At 66.5% G+C, this 16,115-nt stretch carries 16 protein-coding genes; 6 read left to right on the top strand and 10 right to left on the bottom strand.

Going from position 1 to position 16,115, the window contains the following annotated elements; genetic code table 11:
- The 10 genes from lipA to ACNKW1_RS09775 all read right to left on the bottom strand — a co-directional run bounded on the left by lipA (window position 1) and on the right by ACNKW1_RS09775 (window position 9,988).
- The gene (lipA, locus tag ACNKW1_RS09820; protein ID WP_418364407.1) at window positions 1–948 is read right to left on the bottom strand and encodes a lipoyl synthase; all 948 of its coding nucleotides are present in this window, start codon (window positions 946–948) and stop codon (window positions 1–3) included.
- A 47-nt stretch (window positions 949–995) separates the two neighbouring features.
- Window positions 996–1,664, bottom strand: coding sequence for a lipoyl(octanoyl) transferase LipB (lipB, locus tag ACNKW1_RS09815; protein ID WP_418364406.1), 669 nt, complete (start codon window positions 1,662–1,664; stop codon window positions 996–998).
- Window positions 1,661–1,945: a YbeD family protein gene (locus ACNKW1_RS09810; RefSeq protein ID WP_418364405.1), complete on the bottom strand. Its 285-nt coding sequence runs from the start codon at window positions 1,943–1,945 to the stop codon at window positions 1,661–1,663. Before ACNKW1_RS09810 ends, lipB begins: the two co-directional genes overlap by 4 nt.
- 15 nt (window positions 1,946–1,960) lie before the next feature.
- The gene (locus ACNKW1_RS09805) at window positions 1,961–3,088 is read right to left on the bottom strand and encodes a D-alanyl-D-alanine carboxypeptidase family protein (RefSeq protein ID WP_418364404.1); all 1,128 of its coding nucleotides are present in this window, start codon (window positions 3,086–3,088) and stop codon (window positions 1,961–1,963) included.
- Between the two features lie 111 nt (window positions 3,089–3,199).
- Window positions 3,200–4,336, bottom strand: coding sequence for a septal ring lytic transglycosylase RlpA family protein (locus ACNKW1_RS09800; protein WP_418364618.1), 1,137 nt, complete (start codon window positions 4,334–4,336; stop codon window positions 3,200–3,202).
- Window positions 4,337–4,348: 12 nt separating this feature from the next.
- Window positions 4,349–5,491 (bottom strand): rod shape-determining protein RodA, encoded by a 1,143-nt coding sequence (rodA, locus tag ACNKW1_RS09795; protein WP_418364617.1) that lies wholly within the window; start codon window positions 5,489–5,491, stop codon window positions 4,349–4,351.
- On the bottom strand, window positions 5,488–7,473 hold the full coding sequence (mrdA, locus tag ACNKW1_RS09790; protein ID WP_418364403.1) for a penicillin-binding protein 2: 1,986 nt from the start codon (window positions 7,471–7,473) through the stop codon (window positions 5,488–5,490). Before mrdA ends, rodA begins: the two co-directional genes overlap by 4 nt.
- Window positions 7,474–7,485: 12 nt before the next feature.
- On the bottom strand, window positions 7,486–8,007 hold the full coding sequence (gene mreD, locus ACNKW1_RS09785; protein WP_418364402.1) for a rod shape-determining protein MreD: 522 nt from the start codon (window positions 8,005–8,007) through the stop codon (window positions 7,486–7,488).
- 3 nt (window positions 8,008–8,010) lie between these two features.
- Complete coding sequence (mreC, locus tag ACNKW1_RS09780) at window positions 8,011–8,883, bottom strand: rod shape-determining protein MreC (RefSeq protein ID WP_418364401.1); 873 nt, start codon at window positions 8,881–8,883, stop codon at window positions 8,011–8,013.
- A gap of 61 nt (window positions 8,884–8,944) precedes the next feature.
- The gene (locus ACNKW1_RS09775) at window positions 8,945–9,988 is read right to left on the bottom strand and encodes a rod shape-determining protein (RefSeq protein WP_418364400.1); all 1,044 of its coding nucleotides are present in this window, start codon (window positions 9,986–9,988) and stop codon (window positions 8,945–8,947) included.
- Between the two features lie 168 nt (window positions 9,989–10,156).
- Between ACNKW1_RS09775 and gatC the strand changes: the two genes are divergently transcribed.
- The 6 genes from gatC (at window position 10,157) to ACNKW1_RS09745 (ending at window position 16,100) form a co-directional block, all read left to right on the top strand.
- Window positions 10,157–10,444 (top strand): Asp-tRNA(Asn)/Glu-tRNA(Gln) amidotransferase subunit GatC, encoded by a 288-nt coding sequence (gene gatC / locus ACNKW1_RS09770; RefSeq protein WP_418364399.1) that lies wholly within the window; start codon window positions 10,157–10,159, stop codon window positions 10,442–10,444.
- Window positions 10,445–10,487: 43 nt separating this feature from the next.
- Window positions 10,488–11,960 carry an Asp-tRNA(Asn)/Glu-tRNA(Gln) amidotransferase subunit GatA gene (gatA, locus tag ACNKW1_RS09765; protein ID WP_418364398.1) on the top strand — a complete coding sequence of 491 codons (1,473 nt, stop codon included), beginning with the start codon at window positions 10,488–10,490 and terminating at the stop codon, window positions 11,958–11,960.
- 25 nt (window positions 11,961–11,985) lie between these two features.
- Window positions 11,986–13,446, top strand: a complete 1,461-nt coding sequence (gene gatB, locus ACNKW1_RS09760) for an Asp-tRNA(Asn)/Glu-tRNA(Gln) amidotransferase subunit GatB (protein WP_418364397.1) — start codon at window positions 11,986–11,988, stop codon at window positions 13,444–13,446.
- A 109-nt stretch (window positions 13,447–13,555) separates the two neighbouring features.
- Entirely contained in the window at window positions 13,556–14,647 is a 1,092-nt protein-coding gene (locus tag ACNKW1_RS09755) for a YeeE/YedE family protein (RefSeq protein ID WP_418364396.1), read from the top strand.
- A gap of 103 nt (window positions 14,648–14,750) precedes the next feature.
- Entirely contained in the window at window positions 14,751–15,569 is an 819-nt protein-coding gene (locus tag ACNKW1_RS09750) for a class II glutamine amidotransferase (protein WP_418364616.1), read from the top strand.
- A 111-nt stretch (window positions 15,570–15,680) separates the two neighbouring features.
- Window positions 15,681–16,100 (top strand): HIT family protein, encoded by a 420-nt coding sequence (locus ACNKW1_RS09745; protein WP_418364395.1) that lies wholly within the window; start codon window positions 15,681–15,683, stop codon window positions 16,098–16,100.
- The last annotated feature ends 15 nt before the right edge of the window (window positions 16,101–16,115 follow it).

The following is a 16,115-nucleotide window of genomic DNA, read 5'->3' as shown; positions in this document are numbered from 1 at the left end:
TCACACCACCCCGGCGCCGTGCGCCTGCTGGTCGGCCCAGTAGCTGGAGCGCACCATCGGGCCGCAGGCGGCGTTCTTGAAGCCCATCTTCAGCGCCTCGGTCTCGAACATCTTGAAGGTGTCCGGATGTACGTAGCGCAGCACCGGCAGGTGACCGCCCGAAGGCTGCAGGTACTGGCCGATGGTGAGCATCTCGACGTCGTGCGCGCGCAGGTCGCGCATGACCTCGAGGATCTCCTCGTCCGTCTCACCCAGACCCACCATGAGGCCGGACTTGGTTGCAACCTCGGGATGGCGGGCCTTGAACTGCTTGAGCAACTCGAGCGAATAGGCGTAGTCCGAGCCCGGGCGCGCCTGCTTGTACAGACGCGGCACGGTCTCGAGGTTGTGGTTCATCACGTCGGGCGGGGCGGCGTCGAAGATGTCGAGCGCGATCTCCATGCGGCCGCGGAAATCCGGCACCAGCACCTCGATGCAGGTCTTCGGCGACGCCGCGCGGGTCTCGCGGATGCACTCGACGAAGTGCTGGGCGCCGCCGTCGCGCAGGTCGTCACGATCCACCGAGGTGATCACCACGTAGTTCAGCCGCATCGCCGCGATCGTCTTGGCGAGATCGGTCGGCTCATCCGGGTTGAGCGGTTCGGGGCGGCCGTGGCCGACGTCGCAGAACGGACAGCGCCGGGTGCAGATGTCACCCATGATCATGAAGGTCGCCGTGCCCTTGCCAAAGCATTCGTGGATGTTCGGGCAGGAGGCCTCCTCGCACACGGTGTGCAGCTTGTGCTCGCGCAGCGTGGACTTGATCTCGTTGAAGCGCTCGGCCTCCATGCCCGCGCCGAGCTTGATACGGATCCAGTCGGGTTTCTTGAGGCGCTCGGCGGGTACGATCTTGATGGGGATGCGGGCGGTCTTGTCGGCGCCGCGCTGTTTGCGCGCTGGGGTTTCCATGGTCGCTGTTCTCTGTGGGTTCCGGGTGGGGAAGGGCGCTGTCGCGATTATGGCGCGCGGGCGGGCGTTGCGGCAGCCAGCCCGGCCGGATTCGAGGCATCTGCCGCGGAAAGGGGCGGCAGCAGGCGCTCAAGGTGGCCGAGCAGGCAGTCACCGACCTGATCCACGCTGGCGTCGATGCCGAAGTCCTTCATGCGAATCGTCCTGAGGCCTTCGTAGCCGCAGGGATTGATCCAGCCGAAGGGGGTCAGATCAGCGTCCACGTTGATCGCCAGACCGTGGTAGCTGCAGCCGTTCCTGACCCGCAGACCAAGTGCGGCGACCTTGTCGCCGTCGATGTAGACGCCGGGTGCGCCATCCTTGCGCTCGGCGGCAAGGCCGAAATCGGCCAGGGTGTCGATGATCGCCTGCTCCATCAGCTTGACCAGTTCACGCACCTTGAGCCGGCGCCGTGGCAGATCGATCAACAGGTAGGCCACGAGTTGGCCGGGCCCGTGATAGGTAATCTGGCCACCGCGGTCGATGCGCTCCAGCGGGATGCCGGCCGGATTCTGCAGCAGATGTTCCGGTTTGCCGGCCTGCCCGAGGGTGTAGACCGGCGGGTGCTGCAGCAGCCAGATCTCGTCGGCTGTGTCGTCCTGACGCCCAGCGGTGAACACCCGCATCGCCTCGAGCGCCGGCGCGTACTCCACCAGGCCGAGGCGTTTGACGATCACAGCACCACCTTGACCATCGGATGGGCGGTGAGCTCGCGGTACAGCGCATCGACCTGCCCCTGAGACAAGGCGCGGAAGGTGCAGGTCACCGCGAGGTAGTTGCCCTTGCTGGAAGGACGCATCTCGGCGCCAGCGGGCTCGAAGTCGGGCGCGTGACGCAGCACCACCTCGATCACCGCTTGGGCGAAGCCATCCACCCGCGCGCCCATCACCTTGATCGGGAAGTCGCAGGGGTATTCGATCAGCGTCTGGCGCGTCTGCGCGCCCGGTGTATCGGCCATGTCGATTCCCCGCGCTTACAGGCTCTTGAAGAACATCACGATCGCGTCCCACAGGCGGCCGAAGAAACCGGCCACCGGCACATCCTGCAGCGCCACGACCGGGTAGCGGCCGATCGCCTGCCCCTCGGCACTCAGGGTCAGCGTGCCGACCTCCTGGCCCTTCTCGATCGGTGCGACCAGCGGCTGGCGGCTCTCGAGGGTGGCCTGAATCTTGTCCGCGGACTCCTTGGGCAGAGACAGCGTGAAGTCGCTGGTGAAGCCCACCGGCAATTCGTTGAGCTTGCCCTTCCACACGCGGAACTGCGACAGGGCCTCATCGGCCGAGTACAGCTTCACCGTGTCGTAGAACTGAAAGCCGTAGTTCAGCAGCTTGAGCGACTCCTGCGCACGCACGGTATCGGAGGCGGCACCGAGCACCACCGAGATCAGCCGGCGCGGGCCGCGCTGGGCGGTCGACACCAGGCAGTAGCCCGCGCTGCTCGTGTGGCCGGTCTTCATGCCGTCCACCGTCGGATCCATGTACAGCAGACGGTTCCGGTTCGGCTGCTTGATCTCGTTGTAGGTGTACTCCTTGAGCGAATACAGGCTGTAGTACTCGGGAAAATCTCGGATGATCGCGGTCGCCAGACGCGCGAGATCATTGCCGGTGGTGTAGAGCTGCGGATCGGGCAAGCCAGTGGAATTGGAGAAGTTCGTATTGGTCATGCCAAGGCGCTGCGCCTCGCGGTTCATCAGCGCGACGAAGGCCTCCTCGCTGCCGGCGATGGTTTCGGCGAGCGCGACGCAGGCATCGTTGCCCGACTGCACGATGACGCCATGGATCAGTTGTTCGACCGTGACCGGTTTGTTGGGCTCGATGAACATGCGCGAGCCTTCCATGCGCCAGGCCCGCTCCGATACGGGCACCTGCTGATCGGGGCTCAGCGTGCCCGCCTTGAGCGCCGAGAAGGTGACGTAGGCGGTCATCAGCTTCGTCAGCGAGGCCGGCTCGATGCGGGCGTCGGCGTCCTTGCCGGCCAGCACCTGACCGGTGGCGTGATCGACCAGCACCCAGGCATTCGCAGCCAGCGCTGGCGGCGGCACCGACTGCGCAAGCGCAGCGAACGAGAAAAGCGACACGAATACGGCGATCAGGAAACGCATGAGAACAACCCGGGGAATTTGAAGAAGGGGAGCGCCCGATTATAGGCGCCGCCCCGAAGCAGACCAAAAAACGAAAGCCTTTGTTTCAACCCTTGCAGCCATCCGCGGCCTTCAGCGCACCACGACGAAGGGCTTGAGCTTGAGCATGGTGCCCATGCGCTCGGCTGCGTTGCGCGCCGCATCGACCGAGTCGTAGGGCCCCGCATGGAGGCGGAAACGCTCGCCGTCGGCGAGCAACTCGAAGCGCTCGGCCAGCGTGGAGGCCTGGCTCTGCACAGTGTCACGAAAACCCTCGGCATTCGCGTACGAGGAAAACGCCCCCAACTGCAGGAAGATGCCCGCGCTGGCCGATGCAATCGGAGGCGCCAGCCCCGCCGCTGCGCCGCACACCGCCGCGTCCGCACATTCGCCCACCGCTGCGCTCGCGATGCCCGGGGCCGGTTGCGCCGCCGCACGGGCCAGCGGCGCCAACGCGCGCGCGGCCGGAAGTTCCTCGCCCGCGGCGGCGGCAACCGCGCCTTCACCGGCACGCGCCGGCAGGGGCGGCACCGGGCGGGTGGCGATCATGGGTGCTTCGCCCGGCAGGATCTGCTCCACCTCGACCTCGGCGCTGCCGGTGTTGATGTAGCCGAGTTTGTGCGCGGCCGCATAGGACAGATCGATGACGCGCCCGCGCAGGAAGGGGCCGCGGTCGTTCACCCGCACGACCACCGAGCGCCCGTTGCCCAGGTGCGTCACACGTACGTAGCTCGGAATCGGCAGCGTGGGGTGCGCCGCGGTCATGCCGTACATGTCGTAGGGCTCGCCGCTGGAAGTCGGCTTGCCGTGGAAGCGCCGCCCGTACCAGCTTGCATGGCCGCGCTGGCGGAAGGCTCGCAGCTCGGTGACGGGCACGAAGCTCTGCCCCATGACGTGATAGGGCCGGTTGGCAAAACGGTGTAGCGGCTCGACCCGCGGCTCGGCATCCGGAATGTCATCCAGCCCGGCGGGAATCATGTCATCCGGACCATCGTCCTTGTAGTAGCCACCACCGCGCGGGGTGCTGACCCTGGGCGCAGGAGAGGTCGAGGGCGCTTCGGCGCGCGGCGCCTCGCGCGCAGGCTGGGAGCCGCAGCCTGTCAAAACGAACCCCGCGACCAGCGCCGCAAGCAGCGGCAGCCGGGCGAGGAAGCGCGAGCACGCGGACCTTCGCGGAGCAGCTATGGTACGGGCGCCAATGCCTGGCGCGGGAGGCGGGAGGTTGTGAATCACGTCGGACCTTCAGTTCTTGTCGGCAAAGCGGCTGCGCTGGATGCTCATGAGGATGCCGATCCCCAGACAAAGCGTGACGAGCGCAGTTCCCCCGTAGCTGATGAAGGGCAGCGGCACGCCCACCACCGGCAGGATGCCGCTCACCATGCCCATGTTAACGAAGGCGTAGGTGAAGAAGATCATCGTGATCGCACCCGCAAGCAGACGCGAGGCGTGCGTGGGTGCATTCGCGGCGATGTGAAAGCCGCGCAGCAACAGGATGACGTAGGCGACAAGCAGCGCCAGTGCGCCCACCAGACCGAACTCCTCGGCCAGCACCGCGAAGATGAAGTCTGTGTGGCGCTCGGGCAGGAAGGCGAGATGGGTCTGCGTGCCGTCCATCCAGCCCTTGCCGGTGAGCCCGCCAGAGCCGATCGCGATCGTGGACTGGATGATGTGGAAGCCCTTGCCGAGCGGGTCGCGGGTGGGGTCGAGCAGCGTGCATACGCGCTGCTTCTGATACTCGCGCAGCACCTGCCAATCGACCTCCGGCTCGCACAAGGTGTCGCCAAACGCGACGATGGAGCCGAGGCCGATCACGACGGCGACCACCAGTGGCACGATCAACTTCCACGACAGTCCGGCGAAGTAGATCACGTACAGCCCCGACGCAGCCACGAGCAGACTCGTGCCCAGATCCGGCTGAATCACGATCAAACCCACCGGCACCGCAAGCATCACGCCCGCAACAACGAAGTCAGAAAAGCGTGTCTGCCCCTCCCGCTTCTGGAAGAACCAGGCGAGCATCAGGGGCATTGCGATCTTCATCAGCTCGGAGGGCTGGATGCGGGCCACGCCAAGATCGAGCCAGCGCTGCGCCCCCTTGGACACCTCGCCAAAAAGCTCCACACCGAGCAACAGCAGCACGCCCAGCAGGTAGAGCGGCACGGCGAGCGCGAGCAAGCGCTGCGGCTTGAGCAAGGCGAGCACCCACATGCCCGCGAGCGCGACACCAAAGTGCATGAATTGGGCGTCGAGCCGCTCGGGGGACGCACTCTTCATCAACAGATGCGCGGCACCGAGCAGGACCGTGAGCAGCAGTATCAACCACGGATCGATCGGGCGGAAGAAGCTGCGCACCAACACCAGCGGGTTGAAGCGTTTCTCCATCAGCGTACACCCCTCGCCGCGGCCTGCACCGGCCGGATCTGCGCAGGAGCCGGAGGCGCTGCATGCGGAGCGCCCGCAGCCTCGCTCTCGACGCCATCCGTGCTCTCCACGCCCTCTGCGTCCTCTGCTGCCGGTGCATCGGCCTCACGGTGGAGCAGGTAATAGTCCAGCACCTGGCGTGCGATGGGCGCAGCCGATTGCGCACCGAAGCCGCCATTCTCCACCAGCACGGCAAGCGCGATCTGAGGGTTCTCTGCCGGCGCGTAGGCGACGAACCAGGAATGGTCGCGCAGGCGCTCGCGCACATTGTCCTTGTCATAGCGCTGACCACGCAGCGAGTACACCTGCGCCGTGCCGGTCTTGCCGCCCACACTGTAGGGGGCATCCTTGAATACGCGCTTGCCGGTACCGCTCTGGTTTACGTCCACCATGGCATCGAGCACGGCTTTCAGGTGCGCCTGCTGCAGCGGAATCTGGCGCAGCGGCTCAGGCTCGATCACACGCCGCTCACCCGTCTGCGAATCGACTACGTACTTGACCACGTGCGGACGGTACAGCCTGCCCTCGTTGACCAGCGCCGCGAGCGCATTGGCGAGCTGCAGCGGGGTATAGGCGTTGTAACCCTGGCCGATGCCAACGGAGATCGTCTCGCCCGCATACCAGCGCTGCTGCTCTGGCTTGCTGAAACGGCGCATCTTCCACTCCGGCGAGGGCAGCACACCACTGGCTTCGCCCGGAAGGTCGATGCCCGTTCGCTCACCGAAGCCGAAGGGCGCCATGAAGCTTGAAATGCCACCGATGCCGAGATCGGCTGCGAGTTGGTAGTAATAGGTATTGCACGACACGACGATGGACTTGTGCAGGTCGACCATGCCGTGCCCCCCGACCTTGTCGTCCATGAAACGATGACCGCCAAAAACGAAATGGCCGGGATCGGCGATCTCCTTGTCAGCCGTGATCTTGCCCAGCTCCAGTCCAGCCAGCGCCATGAAGGGCTTGAAGGTGGACCCGGGGGGGTAAGCGGAATAGATCGCACGATGCAGCATCGGATGGTCGGGGGACTCGTTAAGCGCCTTCCAGTCCTGCGTCGAAATGCCATCGACGAACAGGTTGGGATCGTAGGACGGCGTGGACACCAGTGCCAGTACCCCTCCGGTGGCCGGTTCGATGGCCACCAGCGCGCCACGGCGGCCGCCGAAGGCCTGTTCGGCAAGCTTTTGCAAGCCGATGTCCAGCGTCAGCTCCAGATCGTTGCCGGGCTTTGCCGGCGTATTCGACAGGGCGCGCACCGCCCGGCCACCTGCATTGACCTCGACCTGCTCCACCCCGGTCGTGCCATGCAGTTCGCTTTCATAGGACAACTCCAGCCCAGCCTTGCCGATATACAGGCTGCCACGGTAGTTCGCCGTCTCGCCCGTCTCGTCGATGCGCTCCACGTCGCGCTGGTTGATGCGTCCGATGTACCCGATCACATGGGCGGCTGCGGCGCCGTGCGGATAGTCGCGCAGCAGGCGCGCCTTCACATCCACCCCCGGCAAGCGGTAGCGCTGTGAGGCCACGCGCGCGACTTCCTCATCACTCAGGCGGTTTCGCAACGGCACGCTCTCGAAATTGCGGCTCTCCTCGACCAGCTTCCGGAAGCGGCGCCGGTCGCGGGCCTCAACGGGAACGAGCTTGGCGATCTCGTCCAGGGTGGCCTCCAGATCCTTCACTTGCGACGGCGTGATTTCGATCGTATAAGTCGCATAGTTGCGCGCAAGCACCACCCCCTTGCGATCGACAATGGTGCCGCGGTACGGGACCACCGGCAGCAAGGCGATGCGATTGTCCTCCGCGCGGGTGAGAAAGTAATCGTGCTGGCGCACCTGCAGGAAATGGAAGCGTGCGGCAAGAAGACCCAGGCAGATCAGCACGAACAATGCCGCAACCACGACGCGAAGCCGGAAACCGGCCAGTTCGGCTGCAGGCGCACGGAACTCGGTCATCGCACGCCGACCTCAGATCGGACGATTGTCATCGCGCTCCACCGGCTGGTACTGCGGGAGCAGCAGCAGCAGCGAGACCGGCCACCACAGCACTGCACTGGTGAAGCTCGAAAGGAAATAGGACCAACCCGGGAACTCGCCCCCCGCAAGCAGGCGCACCCCCATCATCAGCCCCTGCGCGATCAGCAGGACCGGCAGCACCTGCAGCGCCTGCTGCCAGCCCGGAAACCACAGCACCCTGCGTGCGATGCTGGTGCACAGGTAGGCCAGCACGACATAAGCGAGCGCGTGCTGCCCCATTGCCGCGCCAAGACCCACATCGAGCAGCAGGCCGAACACGAAGCCCGCCCCCATGCCGATGCGCAGGGGCTCGCGCACGCACCAGATCGACAGCACCATCGCCACCCAGTCGGGCAGGCCCGGGGTGCGTCCAGTGGGGATGTACTCGAGGCCGAGCGCGAGGAAGAGGCTCAGGTAGACGAACCAGAGCTTGACCGGCAACAGGATGCGCCGCGAACGGTGGGTCGGCTGCATGGTTCAGCGCCCTCCCGCTGCGTCGGGCGGCGGTGGCGGATACGACGCGCGCCCCACGACCAGCACCTGGACGCTGCGCTCGATTGCAGCCAGCGGCTCGCTGTCGATGCGCGCGAAGGCACCCGCGTCGCGGTCCACACGGGTGATCCTCGCCACCGGCAAGCCGGGCACAAAAACCCCATCCAGCCCCGAGGTCACCAGCAGGTCGCCGGGCTGGACATCCACGTCTGCCAGCACGTGGCGCATCTCCAGCATGCTTCGCCCGATGCCGTAGAGCACCCCGCGCACACCGCTGCGCACAACGCTCACCGGAACCGACTGGTTGCGGTCGGTGAGCAGGGTCACCTCGGACTGCACCGGGTGCACCCGCGTGACCTGCCCGATCACGCCCCGGGCATCGACGACGATCAGCCCCGCCTCGACGCCCTGTTGTGCGCCGCGATCGAGGATGACCTTGCGCGCGAAGGGATCCGGGGCGTTGTAGAGGATGTCGGCCGCGATGCTGCGTGTCTGCACGCGCTGCGACATCTCGAGCAGGCCGCGCAGTTCGGCGTTCTCGCGCTCGAGCAGATCGAAGCGCAACAGACGCTCCCCGGCATCGAGCTGGATGCGGCGCAGCTCGGCATTCTCGCGCTGAACGTCGATCAGGGTGCCGAAGTAGCGCGAAGCGTTGCGCGCCACGTCTGCAGGCGCGGACGCGGCCATTTGCAGCGGGTAGGTCACCACCGACAGCCCGTTGCGCAGCACTTCCAGGTAGCGGAAGCGCAGGTCTGCCACCAGCAGCACCAGGCAGATGGCGACGAAGCCGAACAGGCGCGCCGGCGCTGCCGGGCCACGCTTGAAGATCGGAGGAGGCTGATGGCCGACGAGAGACATCCGCGAAAAAGCACAGGCCGTCAGGAAGCGCACGCCCCGGCATGCGGGCCGGGGCTATGCATCAGTCGGAGGTGAAGATGGACGCGAGCTTGTCCATCTTGTCGAGCGCCATGCCGCAGCCGCGTGCGACGCAGGTCAGCGGCTCCTCCGCCACGACCACCGGCAGGCCGGTCTCTTCCATCAGCAGGCGGTCAAGGTCACGCACCAGCGCGCCACCGCCGGTCAGCATCATGCCGCGCTCGGCGATGTCCGCGCCAAGCTCGGGCGGGGTCTGCTCGAGGCCAATCTTGACCGCAGACACGATCTGGTTGAGCGGCTCGGTCAGCGCCTCGAGGATTTCGTTGGACGAGATCGTGAAGCTGCGCGGAATACCCTCCGCCAGGTTGCGGCCCTTGACCTCCATCTCACGCACCTCGGAGCCGGGGAAGGCCGAGCCGATCTCCTTCTTGATGTTCTCGGCGGTGGTCTCGCCGATCAGCATGCCGTAGTTGCGGCGAATGTAGTTGACGATGGACTCGTCGAATTTGTCGCCGCCGACCCGCACGCTGCCCGCATACACCATGCCGCCGAGCGAGATCACACCGACTTCGGTGGTGCCGCCGCCGATGTCGACCACCATCGAGCCGGTCGCGTCCGACACCGGCAGGCCTGCGCCGATCGCCGCCGCCATCGGCTCCTCGATCAGGAACACCTGCGATGCGCCCGCCGCAAGGGCCGCGTCACGGATCGCACGGCGCTCGACCTGGGTGGAACCGCAGGGCACGCAGATGATGATGCGCGGGCTGGGCGACAGCAGGCGCGAGTCGTGCACCTTCTTGATGAACTGCTTGATCATCTGCTCGGTGACGACGAAGTCAGCGATCACGCCGTCCTTCATCGGGCGGATCGCGGTGATGTTGCCGGGGGTCTTGCCGAGCATCTGCTTTGCAGAGTGGCCGACTGCCTGGATGGAGCGCTTGGCGTTGGGACCGCCTTCGGTCCGGATCGCAACCACCGAGGGCTCGTCCAGCACGATGCCCTTGCCGCGCACGTAGATCAGGGTGTTGGCCGTGCCGAGGTCGATCGCGAGATCGTTGGAGAAATAGGAGCGCAGGAAACCGAACATGAAACCTTCCGAAACCGGTGGAGGAGGTCTGACCGCGCAAGGCGGCAGACAGGCGCGCCGCAATGCGAAAACCCCGCCCGTCGCCGCAACGCGGCGCAGCCCCGGGCGGGGCAAAGGCACTTATGATAACCTACAAACCTTTGTGGATTAAGCAGGTTTTGTTACGCCATGTCGCTCTCCAATGACCAGGTCGGGCACATCGCCCGCCTCGCTCGCATCGCCCTTTCCGAGGCCGAAATCGAGGCCACGCGCGACAAGCTCAACGGCATCTTCGGCCTCATCGAACAGATGCAGGCGGTGGACACCACCGGCGTCGAGCCGATGAGCCACCCGCAGGAACTCGCCACCCGCCTGCGCCCCGACCTTGTCACCGAGGCCGACCGCCGCGACGCCTTCCAGAAGATCGCGCCGCAGACCGAGGCGGGCCTCTATCTCGTACCGAAAGTCATCGAATGATCCGCATTGCGCCGCTCGCAATGCCCACACTCCCGCCCAGCCCATGATCAACGCTTCCCTCCCGGAACTGCGCCGTGCGCTCGATGCGCGGCAGATCTCCGCCGTCGAACTCGCGAGCCTGTTCCTCAACCGCATCGACACACTCAATCCCGAGCTCAACGCCTTCATCACCGTTGATCGCGAGGGGGCGCTCGCCGCGGCCCGCGCCGCCGACGAGCGCATCGCCACCGGTACGGCCGGCGCGCTTACCGGCATCCCGCTCGCACACAAGGACGTGTTCTGCACCGAAGGCCTGCTGACCACCTGCGGCTCGAAGATGCTGTCGAACTTCGTCAGCCCCTACGACGCCCATGTCGTGAGCCTGCTCAAGGCCGCCGGCGCGGTGAGCCTGGGCAAGGCCAACATGGACGAGTTCGCGATGGGCTCGTCCAACGAAAGCTCGTACTACGGCGCGGTGAAGAACCCGTGGAACACGGCTCACGTGCCCGGCGGCTCGTCCGGCGGCTCGGCCGCCGCGGTCGCGGCGCGCATGGCGCCGATCGCCACCGGCACCGACACCGGCGGCTCGGTGCGCCAGCCGGCGGCCTTCTGCGGCATCACCGGCATCAAGCCGACCTACGGCCTGGTGAGCCGTTACGGCATGATCGCCTACGCGTCCTCGCTGGACCAGGGCGGCGCCTTCGGTGCCAGCGCAGAGGATTGCGCGCTGCTGCTATCCGCGATGACCGGCTTCGACGAGCGCGATTCCACGAGCCTCGAGCGCCCAACCGAGGACTACGCCGCCGCGCTTGCCGCACCGGCTGCGGCGAAGCCGCTCGAAGGCCTGCGCATCGGCCTGCCACGCGAGTTCTTTGCCGAAGGCATGGCCGACGACGTGCGCGCCGCGATCGACGCCGCAATCGAACAGTACCGCGCGCTCGGCGCCACCACGGTCGAGGTGTCGCTGCCCAACGCCAAGCTGGCGATCCCGGCCTACTACGTGATCGCGCCGGCGGAGTGCTCGAGCAACCTGTCCCGCTTCGACGGCGTGCGCTACGGCCACCGCGCCGCCGACTACGGCGATCTCGCCGACATGTATGCAAAAAGCCGTGCGGAGGGCTTCGGCGCAGAGGTCAAGCGCCGCATCCTGGTCGGCACCTACGTGCTCTCGCATGGCTACTATGACGCCTATTACCTGCAAGCCCAGCGCCTGCGCCGCCTGATCGCACAGGATTTCCAGGCCGCGCTGCAGCACTGCGACCTCATCGCCGGCCCGACCACGCCTCGCACAGCCTGGGCGCTCGGCGCGATGGCAGACGATCCGGTGCAGATGTATCTGTCTGACATCTACACCATTGCGGTAAACCTCGCCGGCCTGCCCGGCCTGTCGCACCCCGCCGGCTTCGGTGCAGGGGGGCTGCCGGTGGGCCTGCAACTGATCGGCAACTACTTCGCCGAGGCCCGCCTGCTCGAGGCCGCCCACCGCTTCCAGCAAGCCACCGACTGGCACGCACGCCGCCCAGGCTGCGCGGCCTGACGCCGAACGCAACACGAGAAAGAAGATGAGCCGATCCGATTGGGAAGTCGTCATCGGGCTGGAAGTTCACGCCCAGCTCAACACCACCAGCAAGATCTTCTCCGGCGCCAGCACCGCCTTCGGCGCCGAACCCAACCGTCAGGCAAGCGCAGTGGACATCGCCCTGCCCGGCGTGCTGCCGGTGCTCAACCGCGGCGCAGTCGAGCGCGCCATCCGCTTCGGCCTGGCGATCGGCGCGCACGTCGCAGAGAAGAGCGTGTTCGCGCGCAAGAACTATTTCTACCCCGACCTCCCCAAGGGCTACCAGATCAGCCAGATGGACCTGCCGGTGGTGGTCGGCGGCGCGATCACGATCCGTGTCGGCGAGGGTGAGCAGGCCTACGAGAAGACCGTGCGCCTAACCCGCGCCCACCTCGAGGAAGACGCGGGCAAGAGCCTGCACGAGGACTTCCACGGCATGACCGGCATCGACCTCAACCGCGCCGGCACGCCGCTGCTCGAGATCGTCTCCGAGCCCGACATGCGCTCGTCCGCCGAGGCCGTGGCCTACGCCCGCACACTGCACGCGCTGGTGCGCTGGATCGACATCTGCGACGGCAACATGCAGGAAGGCTCGTTCCGCTGCGACGCCAACGTCTCGGTGCGCAAGAAGGGCGCCGCAGAGTTCGGCACCCGGCGCGAGATCAAGAACCTCAACTCCTTCCGCTTCCTGCAGCAGGCGATCGACTACGAGGTGCAGTGGCAGATCGACACCCTCGAGGACGGCGGGCGCATCCAGCAGGCCACGGTGCTGTTCGACCCCGACACCGGCGAGACGCGCATGATGCGCAGCAAGGAAGACGCCCACGACTATCGCTACTTCCCCGACCCGGACCTGCTGCCGCTGGTGATCACATCAGAATGGAAGGCGCGCGTGCAGGGCGAGATGCCCGAGTTGCCCGGGGCGATGAAGGCGCGCTTCATGGATGAATGGGGCCTGTCGGCCTACGACGCCACCACGCTTACGGCATCCAAGGAAGTCGCCGACTTCTACCAGGCCGCCGTATCTGCCGCGGGCGCCGCACTCGCAAAGCCTTGCGCCAACTGGGTCATGGGTGATCTCGCCGCACGCCTGAACAGGGCCGAGCTCGACATCGTTGCATCGCCGGTGTCGCCCGCGCAGCTCGCTGGGCTGGTCGCGCGCATCGCGGACAACACGATCTCCAACGCCATCGCCAAGAGGGTGTTCGAAGCGCTGTGGAACGGCGAAGGCGCCACGGCGGACGAGGTCATCGACAAGCAGGGGCTCAAGCAGGTCACCGACACGGGCGCCATCGAGGCCATGATCGACGAGGTGCTCGCCGCCAACCAGAAGTCGGTGGACGAATTCCGCGCCGGCAAGGAGAAGGCCTTCAACGCGCTGGTGGGCCAGGTGATGAAGGCGAGCAAGGGCAAGGCCAGCCCGGCCCAGGTCAACGAACTGCTGCGCAGGAAGCTCGAGGGCTGAGCCCGCCCCACCCCCCTCCGTCCGGAACACAAAGCCCCAAACCTGGACACATTCTTATATTCTCTTCCTCTAAACAAGCCGGCAGATCCATGCCGGCGCAGGAGGAGACATGGAAACCGTGGCCCGGATCCTCGACCAGCTCGGAGAGGACACGACGCTCGCGCTCGGCGGACTCGCCATCGGGGCGCTGTTCGGCTTCTTCGCCCAGCGCGCGCGCTTCTGCCTGCGCGCTGCGGTCATCGAGGTGGCCCGCATGCAGGCGGGGCCCCGACTCGCGGTCTGGCTGCTGGCCTTTGCCGCAGCGCTGGTGCTGACCCAGGGGCTGATCCTCGCCGGTGTGTTCGACACCGCAAACGTGCGCCAGCTCTCCAGCCCCGGCAGCCTGTCGGGGCCGATCATCGGCGGGCTGCTGTTCGGTATCGGCATGGTGCTCGCGCGTGGCTGCTCAAGCCGGCTGCTGGTACTCGCCGCCAATGGCAATCTGCGCGCGCTGCTCTCAGGACTGATCTTCGCGGTCACGGCCCAGGCGTCGATGGACGGCATCCTGTCGCCATGGCGCGAAGCGCTCGGCACGCTGTGGACCATCGAAGGCGGCAGCGCCCGCGACCTGCTCGCCCTCAGCGGTCTGGGCAACGGCGGCGGACTGGCGTTCGGTCTTGTCTGGCTCGTCGCCGGGCTGTGGCTCGCCCGCCGCAGCGGTATCGGCGCGCGCATTTCTGCGGGCGCGATCGCCGCCGGGCTGATGGTGGGCTGCGCCTGGCTATTCACGTTCCAGCTCTCCACCGTCAGCTTCTCGCCCACACCGGTACAGAGCCTGTCCTTCACCAGTCCCTCGGCCGACGTGCTGATGCTGGTGCTGTCTCCACCCGGCGAACCGCTGAACTTTGACCTGGGCATGGTTCCCGGCGTGTTCCTGGGTTCCTTCATCGCTGCGGCCCTGGCGCGCGAGCTCAAGCTGGAGGGCTTCGAAGGCGGCCACGCGATGAAGCGCTACATTGCCGGTGCGCTGTTGATGGGCTTCGGCGGCATGCTCGCCGGCGGCTGCGCAGTGGGTGCCGGCGTATCGGGTGCAGCCGTGTTCGCGCTCACCGCTTGGCTGACGCTGAGCGCAATGTGGGTGGGCGCGAGCCTGACCGACCGCCTCATCGACCACCCCGGATCGGCCGCGGCGCGCGCACGGGACAGCACAAGCCCCCCGTGAGCGTATTCGCCCCCGGAGGACTGATTCGCCCCTGGATGAGCCGGTCACTGCACCGCGCAGGCCCATGGGTATACTGCATGCGTCCTTCCTGCGGAGCTCGATGATGTGCCAGCTCATGGGCATGAACTGCAACGTTCCAACCGACATCTGCTTTTCCTTTGCCGGCTTCCGCGCACGCGGAGGGCGTACCGATCACCATGCCGACGGCTGGGGGATCGCCTTCTTCGAGGGCAAGGGAGTACGCGTGTTCCTGGACCCCGCCCCGAGCGCCCGATCACCCGTCGCCGAACTGGTCCGCCAGTATCCGATCCGGTCGCTCAACGTCATCGCACACATCCGCAAGGCGACACAGGGCGATGTCCGCCTGGAGAACACTCATCCCTTCCAGCGCGAACTGTGGGGCCGATACTGGATCTTCGCCCATAACGGCAACCTGAAGCCGTTCGCGCCGCCGCTCTCGGGCCGCTTTCAGCCCGTCGGCAGCACGGATTCCGAGCTCGCCTTCTGCCACATCCTCGACGTGCTCGCCGCACGCTTCCCGCACGGCATGCCTGCAGCCGACGCGCTGCATGCGGCCCTGCGTGAACTCGCCTGCGAGATCGGCAGCCTCGGCGAGTGCAATTTCCTCCTCTCGGACGGTGACTGGCTGTTTGCACATTGTTCTTCGCGCCTGTGCTACATCATCCGCCAGGCGCCGTTCACCGTCGCCCGCCTGGCCGACGAGGATCTGGAACTCGACTTCCGTCACGTGACGACACCCGACGACCGTGTGGCGGTCATCGCGACCACCCCGCTCACCGACAACGAAAGCTGGACTCAGATCCCGCCCGGCAACCTGGTCGCATTCAGGGAGGGCGCCCCCGTCGCCCTGGGAGAAACCGGAACCGTGGCGCAAAGCCCACCCCCAGCACGAACCCCCTGACCAGCACAAGTGCAAAGGCGCCGGAAAGTGCGTAACAGTTCCTCCCCCGCAGTGCGTTGCAGGATTTAAACTGCATGTCGGATTCTGCACCCACCCTGCCCGAGAGCATCCATGGATTGCCCGCTTTGCGCCCTGCCGCCGGAACAGATCGTCTGGGATGACGGTCGCTGCTGCGTCCTCCGCGTGGAGGACGAAGCCCACCCGGGGTTCTGCCGCGTGGTCTGGAAAGAACACATCGCCGAGATGACCGACCTTTCGGCGGCGGACCGCATGCATCTGTTCGAGGTCGTCATGGCCACCGAAGCGGCTTTGCGCTCGGCACTGCATCCCGACAAGATCAACCTCGCGAGCTTCGGGAACATGGTGCCGCACCTGCACTGGCATGTGATCCCCCGCTACCGGGACGACCGGCACTTTCCCGAATCGGTGTGGGGGTCCGCGCAGCGCGAGGGGCAGGTCCACGCCGCGGCGGATCCGGTCATTCTCGCGCGGGCCATCGATGCAGCACTCAATTGTGCCAGACCGGACTGACCGGAGCGGACGCCC

The sequence above is a fragment of the Thauera sp. WH-2 genome, from assembly GCF_048321015.1.
Lineage (GTDB): Bacteria > Pseudomonadota > Gammaproteobacteria > Burkholderiales > Rhodocyclaceae > Thauera.
Note: the sequence above shows the minus strand (reverse complement) of the source record. Positions and strands in the feature narration are given on the sequence as shown.